Raw genomic sequence first — 20,013 nt, 5'->3', positions numbered from 1 at the left:
GATCCCTAAAAAAACCAGAGATCTCTTCGACTTGTTCGGCATACCTTACCCAAAGAAGCAAATCAAAAATTAGAAACTATGATCTGCGGAGTTAGGGTTCGACCTTAAAATTATCGTAAATTGTTCTGTTCAAATTACCGAGGGCTCTGCATACTAGTATGTTCCCCTCTTCGTTTTAAGGTTCGTTACGCAATATGTTAACATCCGTCAGCAAATACCCTTATGGCAGCCGGATATACTGGGCCGGTATTTGCCGGTAGCTTGTGTGCACTCCTGTAAGCCACAAAACATTGGTCATCTTTATAATTTGCAGGAACGTAACCGTTAGGAATAAACAGCTGCAGCAGATTTTCACCCGAGCCGTGCTGAAAATTCGAGAGAGACCCATCAAGATCTTTACCTTTCCCGGGAAAGCAGTCACACCAGTCATACTCGCATGCTGTTTTCATACTTGAACATTTGAATTTATCAGATCTGGCCGGAGCTTCCTTGCCGGCATCTGGCGGAATGGCGCTGCTGCCGTCAACAAGGTATCCAACGTTGTTGCGGTCAACATACCCAAACTTCAGATTATATTTAACCCCGTTTATGGTTAAGTAAGTATTTTTTTCATTGAACGAATCCGTGGAACTGGTAAGTCCCTGAGCCAGAGCTTTTGCGTGAAACATATTATTAGCAGATTTGAGTGAACCTGCCAAAGCAGTGAGAGTTGCGGCGCGCGCCTCTGACTTCAGATTCATGAACTTCGGAGCCGCACTAGCGGAGAGAATTCCAAGAATAATTATAACAACCACAAGTTCTATCAGCGTAAATCCTTTGTTTTTCATCGTTAAGCCTCTTGCCATCCGTGGACAGAAATACATTATCGAAAAAAAGACACGATTCCCCATCTTCTCAATTGTAACAAAAAATCATCAGCTGTAAATCCTGCTGTGTCGCAAAGTCGGAGACATTATCATATTTAGAATCTGTATTATTGTGATAAACAAATATTATTCGGTTTTGTGTTGTTTTTTTTAATGCTTATAGTTTTATGTTTTCCTAAGGTGTATTACTGATTGTTTATGAATCGTGATGCATATCAGTTGGCGTGTGAACTGTCAGCATCCAGGTTTTAACCGGATATGATTTTTTCTTCTGAACGGCATACATATAAACGGATATCAGGTCTTATTCATATTGTCTTCCATAAAAAGACTTAAGTACTTGACATATAATGTGGCACGGATATTATCGTTGAAAGTAGAGCCGCCGGCGCGGAAATCGTTGAACAGAAAAATAACTAATACCGAAACATGACTGCATCAGATACACAAAAATCCTTATTGCAACGAATTTTTTCCAAAAGAATGCTCCTGTGTATTTTTTTGGGATTCAGTTCAGGACTGCCGTTCTATTTTCTGTTCAATCTTGTTTCCGCCTGGCTGAAGGACGAGGGGATAAATATCGGTACCATCGGGGCTTTTTCTCTTCTTACTCTGCCTTATGCATGGAAGTTCGTCTGGGCTCCTGCATTGGACCTGTTCTTTGTGAAGAGAATAGGCAGACGAAGAACATGGATGTTTCTTACTCAGACCGTGCTTCTAATTTGCCTTGCTCTTATGGGGCTGTGTTCGCCGAAGATTGATTTCCATCTGTACCTTATAATGATTCTTTATTTTTTGGTGGCGTTTTTTTCAGCTACTCAGGATGTGGCCATAGACGCATTCAGAAGGGAAATTCTTGATGATGAGGAATTGGGGCTTGGTAATTCCATTTTTGTGAATGCCTATCGTTTTGCAGGACTGGTTCCCGGTACTCTGTCTCTGTATATGAGTGACAGAATGCCTTGGAGCATTACCATAATTCTTACAGCCATGTTTATGTTTGTGGGTCTCGGTACAACCTTTATGATAAGGGAGGCGGAGTGTCAGGTCTCAACCAGAACCATAAAAGAGTCCGTTGTGGAACCGTTAAAGGAATTTATAGGTCGCAAAGGCGTTTGGAGTTTCCTGAGCATGCTCCTGTTTATATTCCTGTATAAGTTCGGGGACAATATGGCCACGGCATTGGCCACGCCGTTCTACATGGACATGGGGTACACAAAGTCGGTTATAGGAACCGTAAACAAGGTTGTGGGGTTCTGGGCTCTGCTTGCCGGCAGTATAATCGGCGGAATAATAATGCTTAAAATTGGTATCAATAAGGCTTTGTGGCTGTTCGGTCTGGCTCAGATTGTTACTATTCTTGGATTTGTGTTTATAACTCACGTTTGGCAGAATCAGGGAGAGTTTGTGGAAATACTGGCTTCTGCCGACGGATTTATAAATGGTATTTTCGGGAATATAGGAATAACCGGGTTCCGTTCTGACATGGCTTCCGGATTTGAGTTTCCTAATACCTGGCTGCTTTCGCTTGTCATAAGCGGAGAGAACCTTGGTGCCGGTCTTGGTACCGCATGTTTTGTTGCATATATGTGCAGGGAGACCAAAGGAAAATACATAGCCACGCAGCTCGCACTCCTTACGGCTCTGTCCGCACTTCCGAGAACGCTCTGCACATCAAGAGCAGGATATATTATTGACAGCGTCGGATACGAGAATTTTTTCATTATCTGCTACGCTCTGGCAATTCCGGGGATGCTGATGCTTATCTACATAGCTCCATATGGTGCCGAAAGCGGAAAAAAAGCCTCAGAGTCAGTTCGGGCTTAGAGTTTTTATCCTTGTTTAATGGGGCCGGCACGTAAAAGCCGGCTCTCTTTTTTCCTGAGATTTCCTTAATTTCCTCCTTTAGTAAAATTCAAAAAATAATCAATTATCCTAGTAAGTAAAATAACAAAAATATTCACTTGTGTGATAAACTACACGACAATTCCGATTACTCTGTCTTTTTTGCAAAGGGACGGAGGGGTCGTGATTTTTTTGGGTGTGTCGTAATGACATAGAGCTTTCTTTTGCAATTTATTCTTTGGAAAAACAATGATAAATATCAAGAAAGGATTAGATCTCCCTATCAGCGGTAAACCGGAAAATGTGATTAATGCAAGTAACAATGCTGTAAAGCATGTTGCCGTATTAGGCACAGATTTTCCAGGGTTAAAGCCATCCATGCTGGTGGAAGTTGGTGATGTTGTTGATAAAGGTCAGACTCTTTTTACCGATAAGAAGAATCCTGGCGTTTGCTACACCGCTCCTGTTCCGGGCAAGGTGGTTGCAATCAACCGCGGCGAAAAAAGGGCGTTCCAGTCTTTAGTTATCGAAATGGATTCTGCTATTGTTGGTAGCAGAAAGTTTAATGCTTATCCTAACGAGGATCTCAGTACACTGGATCGTGAAAACGTAGCAAAGCAGCTTATTGAATCAGGTGCATGGACAGCGTTCAGAACCCGTCCTTACAGCAAAACTCCTGCTGTTGATGCAATCCCTGAGCACATCTTTGTTACCGCTACAGATACAAACCCTCTGGCAGGCGATCCTAAGGTTGTAATCAGCAGCCATGCTAAGGATTTCTGCGACGGTCTTGACGTTATCAGTACCTTAACCGGCGGTAACGTGTACATTTGTAAGGGCGAAGCATCCCTGCCTACCGAATACAAATCCAATAAGATTCAGGAAAGAATCTTTATCGGTAAGCATCCTGCCGGTCTTGCCGGAACCCACATTCACTTTATTCACAGAGCATCTGAAGAACATGTAATGTGGTCAATAGGTTATCAGGATGTGATTGCCATCGGTCATCTGTTCAGAACCGGTGATATTTACAATGAGAGGGTAATCAGTCTTGCAGGTCCTAACGTAATCAAGCCTAGACTGCTCAGAACCATTCAGGGCGCCTGTGTGTCAGAAATTACCGCAAATGAGCTTTCAGGTTCAAACTACCGTGTGATTTCAGGCTCTGTATTCAATGGAAACACTGCGGTTGATGCCTTTGACTATCTCGGCAGATTCCATCTGCAGATCAGCGTTATTCCTGAAGGCAATAAGCGTGAGTTCTTAGGCTGGGTTATGCCTGGTGCCAAGAAGCATTCCGTAACCAGAACCGTTCTCAGCAGATTTCTCCCTCCAAGAGATTTTGATATCAATACTGCGGTTAACGGCGGTTCCAGAGCCATGGTTCCTATCGAAAGCTATGACAAGGTTATGCCTCTGGACATTATTCCTGCCATGCTTCTGAGAGCAATTGAAATCGGAGATACCGACGCTGCCAAGTTACTTGGTTGTATGGAGCTCGATGAAGAGGATCTGGCCTTATGTACTTATGTATGCCCTGGTAAGACCGAGTACGGCAGACTGCTCAGAAAGTGTTTAACCAAGATTGAGTTAGAGGGGTAACAGATGATTCTTTCAATTATTAACAAGCTTGAACCTCTCTTTGCGAAGGGCGGTAAGTTGGAGAAGTTTTATCCTTTATTTGAAGGTACTTCAACTTTCTTTTATACTCCTGGCGTAGTTACCCACAACACCACTACTCACGTACGTGACTTCATTGATTTCAAGCGTATGATGATTATGGTGTTTTTTGCAGTGTTCCCATGCATGTTCTGGGGATGGTATAACGTTGGTAATCAGACCATTAATGCAATAGCATCAAGTGCTGATTTTATCAGATACACCTCAACATCATTCAGCCTTTTCAGTGCCGACTGGCATTATGCGCTGGTGCAGCTGCTTGGCGGTTCTCTGGAACAGGATGCGGGAATTTACAGTAAGATGCTCATCGGAGCAATTTTCTTCCTGCCTATTTATGCCGTATCATTCGGTGTCGGTGCATTTTGGGAAATTCTGTTCTGTATCGTCCGCAAGCATGAAGTAAATGAAGGTCTTTTTGTTACTTCACTTTTCTTTGCCCTTATTGTTCCTCCTACCATTCCTTTATGGCAGGTGGCTTTAGGTATCACCTTCGGTGTTATCATTGGTAAGGAAGTGTTTGGCGGTACCGGCCGTAACTTCATGAATCCGGCACTTGTTGGCCGTGCGTTCCTGTTCTTTGCTTATCCTGCACAGATTTCAGGTGATGCCGTATGGGTTCCTGTTGACGGTTATACCGGTGCTACAGCCCTCAGCTACTTCTCAAAGAACGGTAATCTGCCTGTGTCCCACCTTGATGCGTTCCTCGGAAATCTTCCTGGATGTATCGGTGAAGGTTCAACCTTAGGCATTCTTATCGGCGGCATTATTCTTCTTTGGATGGGTGTTGCTTCATGGCGCATTGTTGTCGGAGGTTTTATCGGTCTTGTTGCAATGACTGTTATCTGCAATACTTTCGTATCTCCTGAGACAACCAATCTCATGCTGAAGATGAACTTCTACGAACACATTATCATTGGCGGTTTTGCTTTCGGTATCTTCTTTATGGCTACCGACCCTGTATCTTCCGCTTTCACATCAAAGGGTAAGTGGATCTACGGTATCCTTATCGGTGCAATGGTTGTAACGATTCGTGTACTGAATCCTGCATACCCTGAAGGCGTGATGCTGGCAATTCTCTTTGCCAACTGCTGGGCTCCGTTATTTGACTACTGTGTATCACAGTTCAATATTAACCGTCGTAAGCGCATTGCGGCTAAACCTAAGTTCGTACAGGGAGTGTAAAAAGAAATGGCTAACAAAGATAGTACATTGAGAACATTCACTGTAATTGGTTTATTGTGCTTCGTATGTTCCGTTCTTGTGTGTCTTGCCGTTGTTATCCTTAAGCCTTTACAGGAAAAGGAAATCAATGTTGACCGCATGAAGAGCGTACTTGAGGCTGCAGGTATTGATTACAGTGGTAGGGACATTACCGAATTATTTAATTCCAAGATTGAAGCCAGACTTCTTGACCTTGAATCCAACAGATTCTTAAATGCTGAAGAAGTTAAAAAGGCTGTAGGTTGCGATGACAATAAGTCCGTGTCAGACTGTGCCGGTTCTTATAATTTCGTATCCGAAGCCAAGCTTCCTGGTCATAACGCTGACATCGACTCTGCCAAGGATTTTGCAGGCATCAAGACTCATGCCAAGTACATGCCAGTATATCTTGTAAAGGCTGAAGACAAATCAGTTACCCAGATTGTGCTTCCGTTCTATGGTCAGGGCTTATGGTCTACCATGTACGGTTATCTTGCCGTAGGTGCCGATGGTTCAACCATTCAGGGCCTTAAGTATTACAATCAGGGTGAAACTGCAGGTCTCGGTGCGGAAGTTACCAATCCTAACTACACCGCAAAGTGGATTTCCAAGAAGCTTTACGATGAGAACAGCAGCTATCAGTTTGCAGTTAAGAAAAATGCTGACGGTAACAGTCAGTACCAGGTTGATGCCATTTCCGGCGCCACCCTTACCAGCGACGGTGTTAATAACTCCGTTAAGTACTGGTTTGAAGAGGTATATGCACCGTTATTAAAGCAGTTCAAGAATAAAGAGGTGAAATAATGAGTGATTTACCTTCTGCAAAAGAGGTTTTTACAAGACCTTTGATTAAGGATAATCCGGTAATGATTCAGGTACTCGGTATCTGTTCATCTCTGGCAGTATCCTCAAACATGAAGACTGCTCTCGTTATGAGTCTTGCATTAACTTTCGTAACTGCATTCTCTAACTTGATTATTTCTTCAATCCGCAAGTATATCCCTAACAGTGTGAGAATCATCGCCCAGATGACCGTTATCGCTTCACTGGTTATCATTGTTGACCAGTTACTGAAAGCATTCAGCTATGATCTTTCAAAGCAGCTGTCAGTGTTCGTGGGTCTGATTATTACCAACTGTATAGTTATGGGACGTGCTGAGGCATTCGCCATGAAGTATCCGCCTGTATTGTCTTTCCTCGACGGTCTCGGTAACGGTATCGGATATGGTATTATTCTCTGCTTCCTCGGTACTGTTCGCGAACTGTTCGGTTCAGGTAAGTGGTTCGACATCACTCTGTTAAAGACCGTAAATGACGGCGGCTGGTATGTACCTAACGGTTTCATGCTCATGCCTCCTTGCGCATTCTTCTTAATCGGCCTGTTAATCTGGTTAACCAATCAGGTTTACAAGATTAATACCAAGCCTGAGTACGACACATCACGTAAGGATGCTTCATAATGGATTTACTTAATTTATTTATAAAGTCTGTCTTTATAGAAAACCTTGCTCTCAGTTTCTTTCTGGGCATGTGTACCTTCCTGGCTGTGTCCAAGAAGGTTAAGACAGCCATCGGCTTGGGTATTGCGGTAATTGTCGTTCAGACCATTGCCGTTCCGGTTAACAATCTCGTATACACATACGTATTGAAGCCTAATGCCATTCAGCCTGGTATTGATTTATCATTCTTAGGTTTTATTACCTATATCGGTGTAATTGCCGCACTGGTTCAGATTCTGGAAATGTTTCTGGATAAGTACGTGCCAAGCCTTTATTCCGCTTTGGGTATTTTCCTTCCTCTGATTACCGTAAACTGTGCTATTTTCGGTGGTGTATCATTCATGGTACAGCGTGAGTACAACTTTACGGAATCCGTGGTTTACGGTGTCGGTTCCGGTACTTCATGGGCCATTGCCCTGATTCTGCTGGCTGCAGTCCGTGAAAAACTTAAGTATGCTCATACTCCTAACGGTCTTAACGGTTTAGGTATCGTGTTTATAACTGCGGGACTTATTGCCTTAGGCTTTATGTCTTTCTCTGGTATTAAGCTTTAAGGGGGATAAAGTTAAATGATAACCGTATTATATGGTGTTGGTTTATTTATCCTTATCGTGTTGGGTCTGGTACTGGCTATTCTGGTTGCCAAGCACTTCATGGTAAACAGCGGTGATGTAACCATCGGTATTAATGGCGATCCTGAAAAGGCAATAAAGGTTCCGGCAGGTGACAAGCTGTTAACGGCTCTTGCCAGTCAGGGAATTTTCGTGCCATCAGCATGTGGCGGTGGCGGTGCCTGCGGTCAGTGCCGTTGTAAGGTTACCAAGGGCGGTGGTGATGTTCTTCCTACCGAACTCGGTCATCTGACCAAGCGTGAGGTTCGCGAAGGCTGGAGACTTGCGTGTCAGGTCGGTGTTCGTCAGGATATGGAAATTGAACTTCCTGCTTCAGTTTTCGGTGTTAAGAAGTGGACCTGTACCGTTATCTCCAATAACAATGTGGCCACCTTCATTAAGGAACTCCGTCTTCAGATTCCTGAAGGTGAAGAAGTTCCTTTCAGAGCTGGCGGTTACATTCAGATTGAAGCTGAGCCTCATACCGTAAACTACCGTGATTTTGATATTCCTGAAAAGTATCTTAATGACTGGGATAAGTTTAAGCTTCGTGATCTGGTTTCCAAGGTTGATACCCACATTCTGCGTGCATACTCCATGGCTTCATATCCTGAAGAAAAGGGTCTTATCATGCTGAACGTGAGAATTGCAACTCCGCCTCTTCGTGATCTTACCCTTCCTCCTGGACAGATGTCTTCATACATCTGGTCTTTAAAGCCAGGTGACAAGGTAACCATTTCCGGTCCGTTCGGTGAATTCTTCGCCAAGGAAACTGATGCTGAAATGGTATTCGTCGGCGGTGGTGCAGGTATGGCTCCAATGCGTTCACATATCTTTGACCAGCTCAAGAGAATCAAGACAAACCGTAAGATCAGCTTCTGGTATGGTGCACGTTCACTCAAGGAAGTATTCTATCAGGAAGAATTTGATCAGCTGGCAAAGGAACATCCTAACTTCACCTGGCATATTGCCTTAAGTGATGCACAGCCTGAGGATAACTGGACAGGTTACACCGGATTTATCCACAATGTTCTTTATGAAAACTATCTTAAGAATCATAAGGCTCCTGAAGACTGTGAATTCTATATGTGCGGTCCTCCAATGATGACCAAGTCAACCATTGACATGCTCCACAGCCTCGGTGTTGAAGACGAAAACATCCTTCTGGATAACTTCGGCGGTTAATTCCGACAGCTGACATGTTAAGCATGTAACTGAAAAGCCTTCGCTTCCAATAGGAGCGGAGGCTTTTTGTTAGGTTTTCATTAAATTGCCGTTAGCCCCGGAGAAGTCAGCTATCGTTACTGTGTGAAGTGGTACTCTTCATTCCGGTATGCAAAAGCAATGCTTTAGTTTTCTTCAATAATATAAATATATTTGCCACTCCGTATTACAGGTACTGAATTGCTGTATGGCGCTAGTCAACAGTCTTTTCTGCGTGTGCTTTAAGCTTGGCGAATTTCTGGAGTTCGGTATTAAGCCCGTTTTTATGCGCTAGATTAATTTCTTGCGGAGTTTTGTGCCGTGTACGTGAGTAATATTTAAAATTTGGTATACAATTTTCTTATTCAATGTTCTGCCGTCTGCGGATGTTGGATGCCGATCCAAGTACGTTACAGTCTATGAACAGGCATGAATTTTGTAGAGATAACAATAAGTAATGTAACTTGGATGAATATGAGCGCATGTTCGCTTAAGAAATGAAAACAATAATCAGTGGTGAACAGGATTTAAATTATGAATGACGGGAATACCGGTTTTTGGCCGGAAACTGAAATTAACATGCAGAACGGGCGTGAAGCCATTGCCCGTCAGTTTGATGACATGAAGGAAGCCTTCTTTGCCGGTGTTACCGTTAATGAGCTGGTTCTTAACAGATCCTCCTTTATTGACGAACTTATGCGCAGGCTTTTCCGTCAGTTCGGTTTCGAGGGATTCAGCAGTCTCTGTCTGGTTGCGGTCGGAGGGTACGGACGAGCCGATTTACAGCCTCATTCCGATATAGATATCCTTCTTATCAGCAGATTTCCCATAACTGCTGAACTTAATGAAAGAATTTCCGAGTTTACCAGCCTTCTCTGGGACTTGCGGCTTGACATCGGACAGTCCGTCCGCACTCTTGAGGAGTGCTTTGAGGAAGGTGCAAAGGATGTAACAATTGCCACCAATTATCTGGAATCACGTTTTCTTGCCGGATCCGAGGAAACCTACGGACTGTTTAAGGAACGGGTTGAGTCTGACGTGTTCTGGCCTATACGTGAATTCTACAGGACAAAAATGGCTGAGCAGAATGCCAGACATTCTTCTCACAACGACACAATCTATAAACTGGAGCCAGATCTGAAGAATAATCCCGGGGGCCTTAGGGATATTCAGAATATTCTTTGGATAGCTCACAAAGGGTTCGGCATTACCGGGCTTAGGGAACTGTATACGAACGGTGTCCTGACCCGTATGGAATATCTTGAATTAAAGGAATGTCAGGATTTTCTGTGGAGAATAAGATTTGCCCTTCACCTGTCAATCAGTAAGCCGGATAACAGACTTACCTTTGACAGACAGCAGAAGGTGGCAACCTACCTCGGCTATACCGGGGATGGAAATACGCCGGTTGAAACTCTCATGAAAAGATTCTACCAGACCCTTCACAGAGTTGTTGAGCTTAATGAAATTGCCATGCAGCTTATGTATGAGAAGATCTTTCCTGAAAAAGTGATTGAGGGGAAAATCTTTAACCAGTATTTTCTTTTTCGCGATAACCTTATCGATGTAATAGATCCAAAGATATTTGTAACCCGTCCTCAGATTATTCTCGAGCTTTTTCTTATTCTGACGGAAAGGGAGGAGCTGACGGGGATTCACGTAAACTGCATAAGATACCTAAGGAATGCCAGACGAAGCATAAACTATTACCTGTATGAAAGACTGGAGTGCCGTGAAACCTTCAAAAAAATAATCAGACAGCCGAGGGCTCTTGTAGTGGCACTGCCGATAATGCATAAGCATCATATTCTGTCCCTATACATGCCTCATTGGGAAAAGATAGTGGGGCTCATGCAGTTTGACATGTTCCATGCCTACACCGTGGATGAGCATACCATGAGGGTACTGAGGAATATTTACAGATTTACCCATGAGAGAAATTCCGAATTCAGTCTTTTCCGTCAGATATACAGCCATCTGTCCATGCCTGAACTTCTGTTTATAGCGGCTCTGTTCCATGACATCGCCAAGGGGCAGGGGGGACACCACGCTGAACTCGGGGCTCCTGAGGCTCTTTATTTCTGTCAGCTTCACGGATATAACCGCTATGAAAGTAAGCTGGTTGCCTGGGTTGTGCGCAATCATCTGTACATGTCAATTGTGGCGCAGAGAAGAGATATTTCATCACCGGAAGTGGTTGCTGAGTTTGCAAGACGCGTAGGTGATGAGAATCTTCTTAACTATCTCTACTGTCTTACCGTGGCCGATATATGCGGAACGAATGATACGGAATGGAACAGCTACAAAGACACGCTGTTGAGAACCCTGTATTTTGCTACAAGGGATGCTCTCCGCAAGGGGCTGGAGAATCCGCCTGATTTGAATCTTCATGTGAGGGAGAATCAGAAAAGAGCAATGGAAGTTCTCACGGCAATGGGTAACAATCCTCTGGAGATATTCAAAATATGGACTAATCTCGGAGCTGAGTACTTTATAAGATATCAGCCGGAGCAGATAGCCTGGCATACGCAGAATATCATTAACCATTCCGGTGACGACAGTCCTCTGATTCTGTTCGGACAGAATAAGTCTACAAACGGTACAGAGCTTTTTGTGTACGCCAAAAACAGTAATGGTCTGTTTGCCAGGGTAACCGGTGTGCTGGCGGAAAAAAATCTTAACGTGCTGGCTTCCATTATTTCAAATACCGGCAATAATTATGCCCTGGATACCTTCACATTTGTGGACAACAATGACAGTCAGATTGATTTTGACAGAATTCCCGCCATCAGAAAGGCTCTGTCCACGGCCCTTGCCGCAGAGGAATTTATTCCTTCCAGGATTAAACCGATGCCGCAGCGTCTGAAACAGTTCAGGCATCCGACGACGATAACCTTTCTTGATGACGGTAACGCTGCCGTGACTTCATTTGAGATCACCACACTGGATATTCCCGGACTTCTGGCGAAAATTGCCCAGGTTTTCAGCGAGAATGAGCTGATAATTCATGCTGCCAAAATTACTACAACAGGTGAGAGGGCTGATGACTTCTTTTCCGTGACCGATAAGAACGGAATGGCCATATCTGCCGAATGCCGAGAATCACTGCGGGAACAGCTGGTATCACGTCTTGATTCACAGAGCGGTGAACTGTAGAGCGTAACGATAAAAGAAGCCGTAAAACACTTTGGTTGGGTGTTTTACGGCTCTGTAGCTTCTTTGAAATTTACTGAACGGTTATTTTGCCGTTATGTAGCGTCCCAGTGTTTCTTCCTCTTCCTGTCGTAATGTCAGGACTTCGCACCCGGTTTCAGTTATCACTATGGTGTGCTCGAATTGGGCTGACGGCTGTTTGTCGGCAGTTGTTACAGTCCATCCGTCCTTGCGGTTAACCTTAACTCTCCATGTTCCGGCATTCAGCATCGGTTCAATGGTAAACACCATTCCCGGCTTGAGAATCAGGCTGTACGGATTCGGATAGTAATGAACGACCTGCGGTTCTTCATGGAACCCTTCGCCGATGCCGTGACCGCAGTAGTCTCGGACGATAGAAAATCCTTCTTTTTTGGCAATGCCCTCTATAACCCTGCCTACTTCAGTCAGATTCTTGCCTGGTCCCATGGCTCGGATGGCTTCATAGAGGCAGTTCTGGGTAACTTTTACCAACTGATGATTTCTTGGAGATGTCTGGCCTACTATAAACATTTTGCTGGTATCTCCATGAAAGCCGTCCTTGATTACGGTTACGTCAATGTTTACGATGTCGCCGTTGTGAAGCTTGTGTTTTCCCGGAATACCGTGGCACACAACTTCATTAACTGAGATGCAGGTGCACTTTGGATAACCGTGGTATCCCAGACATGCCGAAATCGACTGTTTGTCGTCTTCTATGAATCTGAGCATTATGTCATCCAGTTCCTCGGTGGTGATTCCGGCCTGAACATGAGGCTCAATCATTTCCAAAACTTCGGCTGCGATCTTTCCTGCAACCCTGAGTTTTTCAATCTGCTCAGGGGTTTTTATGATAATGTTACTGGCCATAATTTCATCTTAACTGATAAATACCTGATAAAAACTTTCAGCCTTCTGACATGTCTTGCGGGGACACTTTTCTTCCGGGCTGTTAATAAAATCCACGGCCGTATTATACCATTGGAGTGACGGATTGTTTTTCTTATTTGGAATAATGAAAATTATTATCTTTAAATACACGCATCAATGATTGTCATTGAACAGCGAAAAAGCAGAAGAACGGAAATTTTTCGTGGGCTTTTGGAATAGATGCCTGCAGGCTTTTGGGAAGGTTTGTACATCACTGTGTCATATAATAAAAAATATTGAAATACATGAACGTAATAATGTATAATCTGCACGCTTTTTATTCAAATTGTATAAAAAGCCCGGCAGGTGCCGGAGGTTTTTTTGTCTAATACACACACCGGATATAAAAAAGGTAAATGTGGGGGTGCTGTTATCAGTTCACATTCCCGTTCGGTGGAGGAATAACCCCATAAGGAAATTAATAAAATGGCTAAAGTTTCAATTAACGAAATGTTCGAAGCTGGTGTACATTTCGGTCACCAGACCCGCTACTGGAATCCTAAGATGAAGCAGTACATTTACGGTTCACGTAATGGTGTACATATCATCAACCTCGACAAGACCGAAGCTCTCTTCAACGATGCTTTAAACTTCATCAGCAAGAAGGCTGCAGATAAGGGTAAGGTATTATTCGTCGGTACCAAGCGCGCTGCTTCTGAACAGGTTAAGGAATTTGCTTCTCAGTGCGGTCAGTTCTACGTTAACCATCGTTGGTTAGGCGGTATGCTTACCAACTGGAAGACCGTAAGACAGTCAATTAAGCGTCTTAAGGAACTCGAAACTCAGGCTACCGACGGTACTTTTGACAAGCTTACCAAGAAGGAAGCTCTTGAACGTACCCGTGATATGGCTAAGCTTGAAAAGAGCCTTGGCGGTATCAAGGATATGGGCGGTTTACCTGATGTTCTGTTTGTAATCGACGCTGAAGTTGAACACATTGCAATCAAGGAAGCTAACAAGCTCGGTATTCCTGTAGTTGCAGTTGTTGATACCAATTCAAACCCAGATCAGGTTAACTATGTAGTTCCTGGTAATGATGATGCCATTCGTGCCATCAACCTTTACCTCAGTGCCGTAGCTGCAACCGTTAACGAAGCTCGTGAAGCTGCTGCTACCGCAAGTGCCAAGGAAGAAGCTGCTGAAGCTTAATCTGACACTCAACTCGTAAATTATGAGGAGAGCCGGCTCTCCTCATTTATTCAAGAATTTTAGGGAATATTAAAAAGATGGCTAATATTACTGCTGCTCTCGTAAAGGAACTGCGTGAACGTACCGGCGCAGGCATGATGGATTGTAAGAAGGCTCTGGTTGCTGCTGACGGTGATATCGAAAAGGCAATTGACGACATGCGTAAGAACGGTCAGGCTAAGGCTGCAAAGAAGGCCGGTCGTGTAACCGCTGAAGGCGTTATCGTTTCTGCATCATCAGCTAACGGCGTGTTCATCGCTGAAATCAACTGCGAAACCGACTTCGTTGCTAAGGATGCAAGCTTCAATGAATTCTGTAACAACGTTGTTGCTCTTGCAGCTGAAAACAATGTTACCGATGTTGAAGCAATCAAGGCTTTAACCTACGCAAACGGTGAAACCGTTGAAGTTTTCTTAAACAATCTTATTGCCAAGATTGGTGAAAACATGTCAATCCGTCGTGTATCCGCAATTAAGGGTAGTAACGTTGGTTTATACATTCACGGCAACAAGCGTATCGGCGTTTTAGTTGACATGGAAGGTGGTGACAGTGCTCTTGCTAACGATGTTGCAATGCACGTTTGCGGTCTTGCTCCACAGTATGTAAATCCTTCTGATGTTCCTGCTGAACAGGTTGAACATGAACGTCAGGTTCAGCTTGAAATCGCTATGAAAGAAAATGCTGAAGCTGCTAAGCCAAAGCCAGCTGAAATCGTTGAAAAGATTATCAACGGTCGTATGGCTAAGTACACCGGCGAAGTATCTCTTACCACTCAGAACTTCGTTAAGGATGACAGCATCACCGTTGGTGATCTTCTTAAGAAGAACAACGCTGTTGTTAAGTCATTCGTTCGCATGGTTGTTGGCGAAGGTATCGAAAAGCAGGTTGTTGACTTTGCTACTGAAGTTGCTCAGCAGGTTGCTGCCGCTCAGAAGTAATTTTAACTTTTGATTAAACGTCATAAAAAAGGCTGTCCTTGGACAGCCTTTTTTAATTTCCATGAATGCTGTTTTCCATCTTTTTCTTCAGTCGTGAAGCTGAGACATGGCAGTGATTGTAGAAAAGATGTCATGCGTACTCTATGGACTAAAAAGACAAATATAGATTATAATTACTTGATTTTTTGTTGGCTGAAAATCCGGAACGTTTTTTCGGGAATTGAGATAAGACCGATCCTGCTGAGTATTCCGGAATAATTGTTATGAAATAATCAATGTTGCAAGAATGACAGCCGGGATCCCGAAAAGTGAAAACGGGAACCGTTGCGGTGTCGGTTGCATAATCAAAAGATTTAAATTGACGGTAGTTAAAAATGAGTGCAGACGTAGCATATAAAAGAATTTTGTTAAAGCTTAGCGGCGAAGCTCTTGAAGGTAAAGAGGCTTTTGGTATTGATCCTGATGTTTTACAGAGAATGTCCGAGGAGATCGGCGAACTCGTAAAGGCCGGTGTCCAGGTTGGCCTGGTAATCGGTGGCGGTAACATATTCAGAGGTGCCAAGCTTGCTGAATCAGGCATGAACCGTGTTGTCGGTGATCACATGGGAATGCTTGCTACCGTTATGAACGGTCTTGCCATGAGGGATGCACTTGAAAGAAACAACATTAAGACTACCTTAATGTCAGCAATGCCAATTCAGGGAATTACCACTCCTTATTCATGGATGGATGCCATTTCCAGACTTGAGAAGGGAGAGGTAGTAATTCTTTCCGCCGGTACCGGAAATCCGTTTTTTACAACGGACAGTGCGGCATGTCTGCGCGGTATTGAAATTCAGGCTGACACCGTAATTAAGGGAACCAAGGTTGACGGCGTATACAGTGCCGACCCGATGAAGGATCCGAATGCAGAACTTTATCACGAACTTTCATACAGGGAAGTTGTCGAAAAAGAACTGAAGGTAATGGATTTGAGTGCCTTTATTCTTGCAAGGGATCATAAGATGCCTATCATGGTGTTCAATATGAATAAGCAGGGAGCCCTCATGAGAGTCATCAGGGGCGAGCAGGAAGGCACAGTAATTAAATAACAAAGGATTTTATCGGTCTCCGACCGTATTTTTTATATCGTTGCACTACAGTGTGCGGAGTAAATATATGATTAAAGAAATTCAGAAAGAAACTAGTGACAAAATGAACAAAGCGGTTGAAGCATTGAAGTCGAATCTTGCTAAGATTCGTACCGGTCGTGCTCAGCCTGCAATTCTTGACTGCGTAATGGTTGACTATTATGGCTCAGCCACCCCGTTACGTCAGGTTGCTCAGGTTAACGTTGAAGATGCGCGTACACTGGTTGTTAATGTTTTTGATAAAGGCTCAATCTCAGCTGTTGAAAAGGGAATCATGAACAGCGGTCTCGGTCTTAATCCTGTAACTGCCGGTACCAGCATCCGTGTTCCTCTTCCTCCGTTAACCGAAGAACGCCGTAAGGATCTCATCAAGGTTGTTCGCGGTGACGTTGAACAGAGTAAGGTTCAGATCCGTAATCTCCGCCGTGACGCAAACAATGACGTTAAGGCTCTGCTTAAGGACAAGGAAATTTCTGAAGATGATGAACGTAAGTCTCAGGATGAAATCCAGAAACTTACCGATTCCTTCATCAAGAAGGCTGATGCTCTCCTTGCCGAAAAGGAAAAGGAGCTCATGGAAATTTAATTTCCGTTTATCATATGAGTGAAATAGCAGAGTTCCAGCAACTAAACAGGCAGACGGTTCCCAATCACGTTGCCATCATTATGGATGGCAACGGCAGGTGGGCCAACCTCCGGGGAAAGCCTAGAATATTCGGTCACAGGGCGGGTGTTGAATCTGTCAGAAGGGCCGTTTCCTTTGCCTGTGAGAAGGGTATCAGGGTTCTTACCCTGTTCGCCTTTTCATCTGAAAACTGGCGCAGACCGAAGGATGAGGTATCTGGTCTGATGGATTTGTTCTCCTGGGCTCTCACCAGTGAGGTTAAAAAACTGCACCGTAATCAGGTAAAACTGAAGGTTATAGGTGACAGATCCGTATTTTCGGAAAGCTTTGTTAAAAGAATATCCGATGCGGAAAAGCTTACTGAGAACAATGACGGTCTGCTGTTGAACGTGGCTGTTAATTACGGCGGAAGATGGGATATCATTAACGCCGTAAAAAGAATATGCGCAGAAATGTCTGACAAGGGTGAGTCATTTGATGCGGATGTTTTAAACGAACAGCTGGTTTCAGAACATCTTGAGGCCCCTCAGGATGTTGATCTTCTGATACGAACCGGCGGGGAAAAGCGTATCAGTAATTTCCTCCTTTGGCAGCTTGCCTACAGCGAAATGTATGTGTCTGACGTGCTGTGGCCGGATTTCAATGAAGAAGTCTTCCAGAATGCTGTTGAATATTTTGCATCCCGGGAAAGACGGTTTGGCTGTACGGGGGAGCAGATAAGGGGTGGAAAACGGTAAGCGGTGGCCGCTCCGGATATAATGCCGTGCATGCAGGGATTTGAATAAAGATGTTAAAAATATCAGTTCCGTTACGGCAGACATAAAAGCAAAAATCTATACAGTACCTGACTTGTTCCCGGTCCCTGTATGAATGTGCAGGATAAAACGGATTTTATGAACCGGGTATTTTGCTTTTGGATTTAAAGTTGATTTTCAGGTTTATATAATGAAACAGAGAATAGTAACAGGATTAATTTTGATCGTACTGGCCACTTTGTGGCTGATGTCTTCTCCGGTGGGACTGTTCCTGCTCGGTCTGGTTTTTATTATTTTTGTCGGCGCTTTTGAGTATTCTCAGTTTTTCATAAAAAACAGGGTAAATGACGAGAGCTTTCTGTCTTCTCCGAAAGAGTACATGGAGTCAAACAGTACTGGGGATCTTCTGAAGAGACTTGCTTACGCTCTTTTTGTTGTTCTTGCGTGTCTGCTTTCACATTCTCTGATAAATGATTTCAGCGGACTTGATTCTGTTTTTCTTGAAGATCGCAACATTCATCTTCTTTTCGGCAAGAACGGCTATACCGTGCTACAGCTGATTTTTGTCTGCAGTGCCCTGTGGTGGCTTTTGGCGGCGTTTCTTGTGTTTACATATCCGCGCAGTTCTGCGCTTACCGGCTCAGCAGTTTTTAAATCAGCGGGCGGTTTTTTCTACTTCGTGCCGTTTTTCCTGGCTACGTATATTCTTCGTTGCCAGAGTTTTAGTACAGATCCTAATATCGGTACCATCTCCATTCTGTCAGTAATGGTTCTGGTATGGGCTGCCGATTCCGGTGCTTATTTTGTGGGGAAGGCCTGCGGTAAGCATAAGATGAGTCCTCACGTAAGTCCTAACAAAACCTTTGAGGGACTGGCAGGTGGCGTTGTTCTTTCTCTTGTTATTTTTGCCGTTCTGGCATGTTTAGGATGCTACGGAAACGCATTTCAGGTCTGCTGGCCGGCTCTCGCCGTTGCTGCAGTTGTTACCGTCATATTTTCAGTTATCGGTGATTTGTGGGAAAGTCTGTTAAAGAGAGACAGTGGAATAAAGGATTCCGGTTTTATTTTCCCGGGGCACGGCGGCATGCTTGATCGCATAGATTCCCTAATGGCTGCTTTGCCTGTATTCTTAATTACCTTTGCCGTGATGTTTAAAATTTTAGGATGATTATTATGAAGAAGATTACTATTTTGGGAGCAACCGGCTCCATTGGCAGGAGTACAATTGACGTAATCAGAAGAAATCCTGATTTATATAGCCTGTATGCAGCCACCGGCAACAAAAACTATTCGGTAATGGCGTCAATTATCAGAGAATTTTCACCAAGTGTGGTTGTCATGACCGATAAAACGGCATGTGACAGACTGAAGGAGATGGTACAGGCTGAGCATCGTGATACCGAGGTCCTTTTCGGGGCGGAAAATCTTAATGCCGTGGCTGCAAGTGAGGAATATGACGGCCTGATGTCGGCAATTGTCGGAGCAGCTGGATTAAGACCTACTCTTGCTGCCATTACGCAGGGCAAGACCGTATATCTTGCCAACAAGGAATCGTTGGTAATGAGTGGTCACATCTTCATTGATGCTGCCAGACGCTTTAAGTCGGCGATAATTCCCGTTGACAGTGAACACAATGCAATTTTTCAGTGCCTGCCCGAAAAGGAACAGCAGCGTATCGGCAGATGCGAGCTTAAGGAGGCAGGTATCCAGAATATCATTCTGACCGGTTCAGGCGGACCTTTCAGGGATCGCGACTCATCAACCCTGGACACCGTTACTCCTGCGGAAGCAGTAAGCCATCCTAATTGGAGCATGGGAAAGAAGATAAGCGTGGACAGTGCAACGATGATGAATAAGGGGCTGGAATTCATCGAAGCAAAGTGGCTTTTTAATGCCGCTCCTGAAGACATAAAGGTTGTTGTTCATCCTGAATCCGTTATCCATTCCATGGTTCAGTATACTGATGGTTCTGTTCTGGCACAGCTTGGCAGACCTGACATGCGCACACCGATTGCGCGAGCACTTGCCTATCCTCATCGTATAAACAGCGGTGTCGGGGCTCTTGATTTCTTCAGCCTGGGATCGCTCACCTTTAGGGAACCTGATTTTGTGAAGTATCCGTGTTTGAAGCTTGCAATTGATGCATGTGCGACATCACAGGCAATGACCACAGCCGTGAACGCTGCGAATGAAGTGGCCGTGAATGCGTTTTTAGACGGAAAGATTAAATTTACAGACATTTACAGGGTATGTGCCAAGGTGGCGTCTCAGTTTGCCTGTGTTAATGCTCCTGATCTTGAGTCAATTCTTGAGGTTGATACTCAGGCAAGAGCACGTGCTTACAGTGAACTTGCTGTTCTCTAGGAGTTAAC

General features: G+C 44.2%; 17 protein-coding genes. 15 read left to right on the top strand and 2 right to left on the bottom strand.

Annotation, left to right across the window (positions count from 1 at the left end; genetic code table 11):
• Positions 1–197: 197 nt before the first annotated feature.
• Positions 198–827, bottom strand: a complete 630-nt coding sequence (locus QZU58_RS05235; RefSeq protein WP_294495524.1) for a type II secretion system protein — start codon at positions 825–827, stop codon at positions 198–200.
• A 468-nt stretch (positions 828–1,295) separates the two neighbouring features.
• Here QZU58_RS05235 and QZU58_RS05230 point away from each other — a divergent pair, with 468 nt between their 5' ends.
• The 8 genes from QZU58_RS05230 to glnD all read left to right on the top strand — a co-directional run bounded on the left by QZU58_RS05230 (position 1,296) and on the right by glnD (position 12,060).
• A complete protein-coding gene (locus QZU58_RS05230; RefSeq protein WP_294495522.1) occupies positions 1,296–2,693 on the top strand; it encodes an MFS transporter in 1,398 nt (465 codons plus the stop codon).
• Positions 2,694–2,960: 267 nt separating this feature from the next.
• Positions 2,961–4,313: a Na(+)-translocating NADH-quinone reductase subunit A gene (locus QZU58_RS05225; protein ID WP_294495520.1), complete on the top strand. Its 1,353-nt coding sequence runs from the start codon at positions 2,961–2,963 to the stop codon at positions 4,311–4,313.
• A gap of 3 nt (positions 4,314–4,316) precedes the next feature.
• A complete protein-coding gene (locus tag QZU58_RS05220; RefSeq protein ID WP_294459697.1) occupies positions 4,317–5,573 on the top strand; it encodes an NADH:ubiquinone reductase (Na(+)-transporting) subunit B in 1,257 nt (418 codons plus the stop codon).
• A gap of 6 nt (positions 5,574–5,579) precedes the next feature.
• Positions 5,580–6,395, top strand: coding sequence for a Na(+)-translocating NADH-quinone reductase subunit C (locus QZU58_RS05215; RefSeq protein ID WP_294459699.1), 816 nt, complete (start codon positions 5,580–5,582; stop codon positions 6,393–6,395).
• On the top strand, positions 6,395–7,051 hold the full coding sequence (locus QZU58_RS05210; RefSeq protein ID WP_294459702.1) for an NADH:ubiquinone reductase (Na(+)-transporting) subunit D: 657 nt from the start codon (positions 6,395–6,397) through the stop codon (positions 7,049–7,051). Before QZU58_RS05215 ends, QZU58_RS05210 begins: the two co-directional genes overlap by 1 nt.
• On the top strand, positions 7,048–7,644 hold the full coding sequence (nqrE, locus tag QZU58_RS05205; RefSeq protein ID WP_294459725.1) for an NADH:ubiquinone reductase (Na(+)-transporting) subunit E: 597 nt from the start codon (positions 7,048–7,050) through the stop codon (positions 7,642–7,644). The genes QZU58_RS05210 and nqrE overlap by 4 nt, the downstream gene beginning before the upstream one ends.
• Positions 7,645–7,662: 18 nt before the next feature.
• The gene (nqrF, locus tag QZU58_RS05200) at positions 7,663–8,886 is read left to right on the top strand and encodes an NADH:ubiquinone reductase (Na(+)-transporting) subunit F (protein WP_294459727.1); all 1,224 of its coding nucleotides are present in this window, start codon (positions 7,663–7,665) and stop codon (positions 8,884–8,886) included.
• Between the two features lie 552 nt (positions 8,887–9,438).
• Positions 9,439–12,060 (top strand): [protein-PII] uridylyltransferase, encoded by a 2,622-nt coding sequence (gene glnD, locus QZU58_RS05195; protein WP_294495518.1) that lies wholly within the window; start codon positions 9,439–9,441, stop codon positions 12,058–12,060.
• Positions 12,061–12,141: 81 nt separating this feature from the next.
• Here glnD and map read toward each other — a convergent pair whose 3' ends face one another.
• Entirely contained in the window at positions 12,142–12,945 is an 804-nt protein-coding gene (map, locus tag QZU58_RS05190; RefSeq protein WP_294459706.1) for a type I methionyl aminopeptidase, read from the bottom strand.
• A 486-nt stretch (positions 12,946–13,431) separates the two neighbouring features.
• On the opposite strand from map, the gene rpsB reads away from it, so the two are divergent.
• From rpsB to ispC, 7 genes are all read left to right on the top strand, one after another.
• Positions 13,432–14,154: a 30S ribosomal protein S2 gene (rpsB, locus tag QZU58_RS05185; RefSeq protein WP_294459707.1), complete on the top strand. Its 723-nt coding sequence runs from the start codon at positions 13,432–13,434 to the stop codon at positions 14,152–14,154.
• Positions 14,155–14,231: 77 nt separating this feature from the next.
• Positions 14,232–15,131: a translation elongation factor Ts gene (gene tsf, locus QZU58_RS05180; protein WP_294459709.1), complete on the top strand. Its 900-nt coding sequence runs from the start codon at positions 14,232–14,234 to the stop codon at positions 15,129–15,131.
• A 374-nt stretch (positions 15,132–15,505) separates the two neighbouring features.
• A complete protein-coding gene (pyrH, locus tag QZU58_RS05175) occupies positions 15,506–16,222 on the top strand; it encodes a UMP kinase (protein ID WP_294495516.1) in 717 nt (238 codons plus the stop codon).
• Between the two features lie 67 nt (positions 16,223–16,289).
• Positions 16,290–16,847: a ribosome recycling factor gene (gene frr / locus QZU58_RS05170; RefSeq protein ID WP_294459712.1), complete on the top strand. Its 558-nt coding sequence runs from the start codon at positions 16,290–16,292 to the stop codon at positions 16,845–16,847.
• Positions 16,848–16,861: 14 nt separating this feature from the next.
• Positions 16,862–17,623 carry a polyprenyl diphosphate synthase gene (uppS, locus tag QZU58_RS05165; RefSeq protein ID WP_294459714.1) on the top strand — a complete coding sequence of 254 codons (762 nt, stop codon included), beginning with the start codon at positions 16,862–16,864 and terminating at the stop codon, positions 17,621–17,623.
• Between the two features lie 208 nt (positions 17,624–17,831).
• Positions 17,832–18,809, top strand: a complete 978-nt coding sequence (locus tag QZU58_RS05160; protein ID WP_294495514.1) for a phosphatidate cytidylyltransferase — start codon at positions 17,832–17,834, stop codon at positions 18,807–18,809.
• A 5-nt stretch (positions 18,810–18,814) separates the two neighbouring features.
• Complete coding sequence (ispC, locus tag QZU58_RS05155; protein ID WP_294495512.1) at positions 18,815–20,005, top strand: 1-deoxy-D-xylulose-5-phosphate reductoisomerase; 1,191 nt, start codon at positions 18,815–18,817, stop codon at positions 20,003–20,005.
• The last annotated feature ends 8 nt before the right edge of the window (positions 20,006–20,013 follow it).

The sequence above is a fragment of the uncultured Ruminobacter sp. genome (assembly GCA_902764345.1).
Lineage (GTDB): Bacteria > Pseudomonadota > Gammaproteobacteria > Enterobacterales > Succinivibrionaceae > Ruminobacter.
Note: the sequence above shows the minus strand (reverse complement) of the source record. Positions and strands in the feature narration are given on the sequence as shown.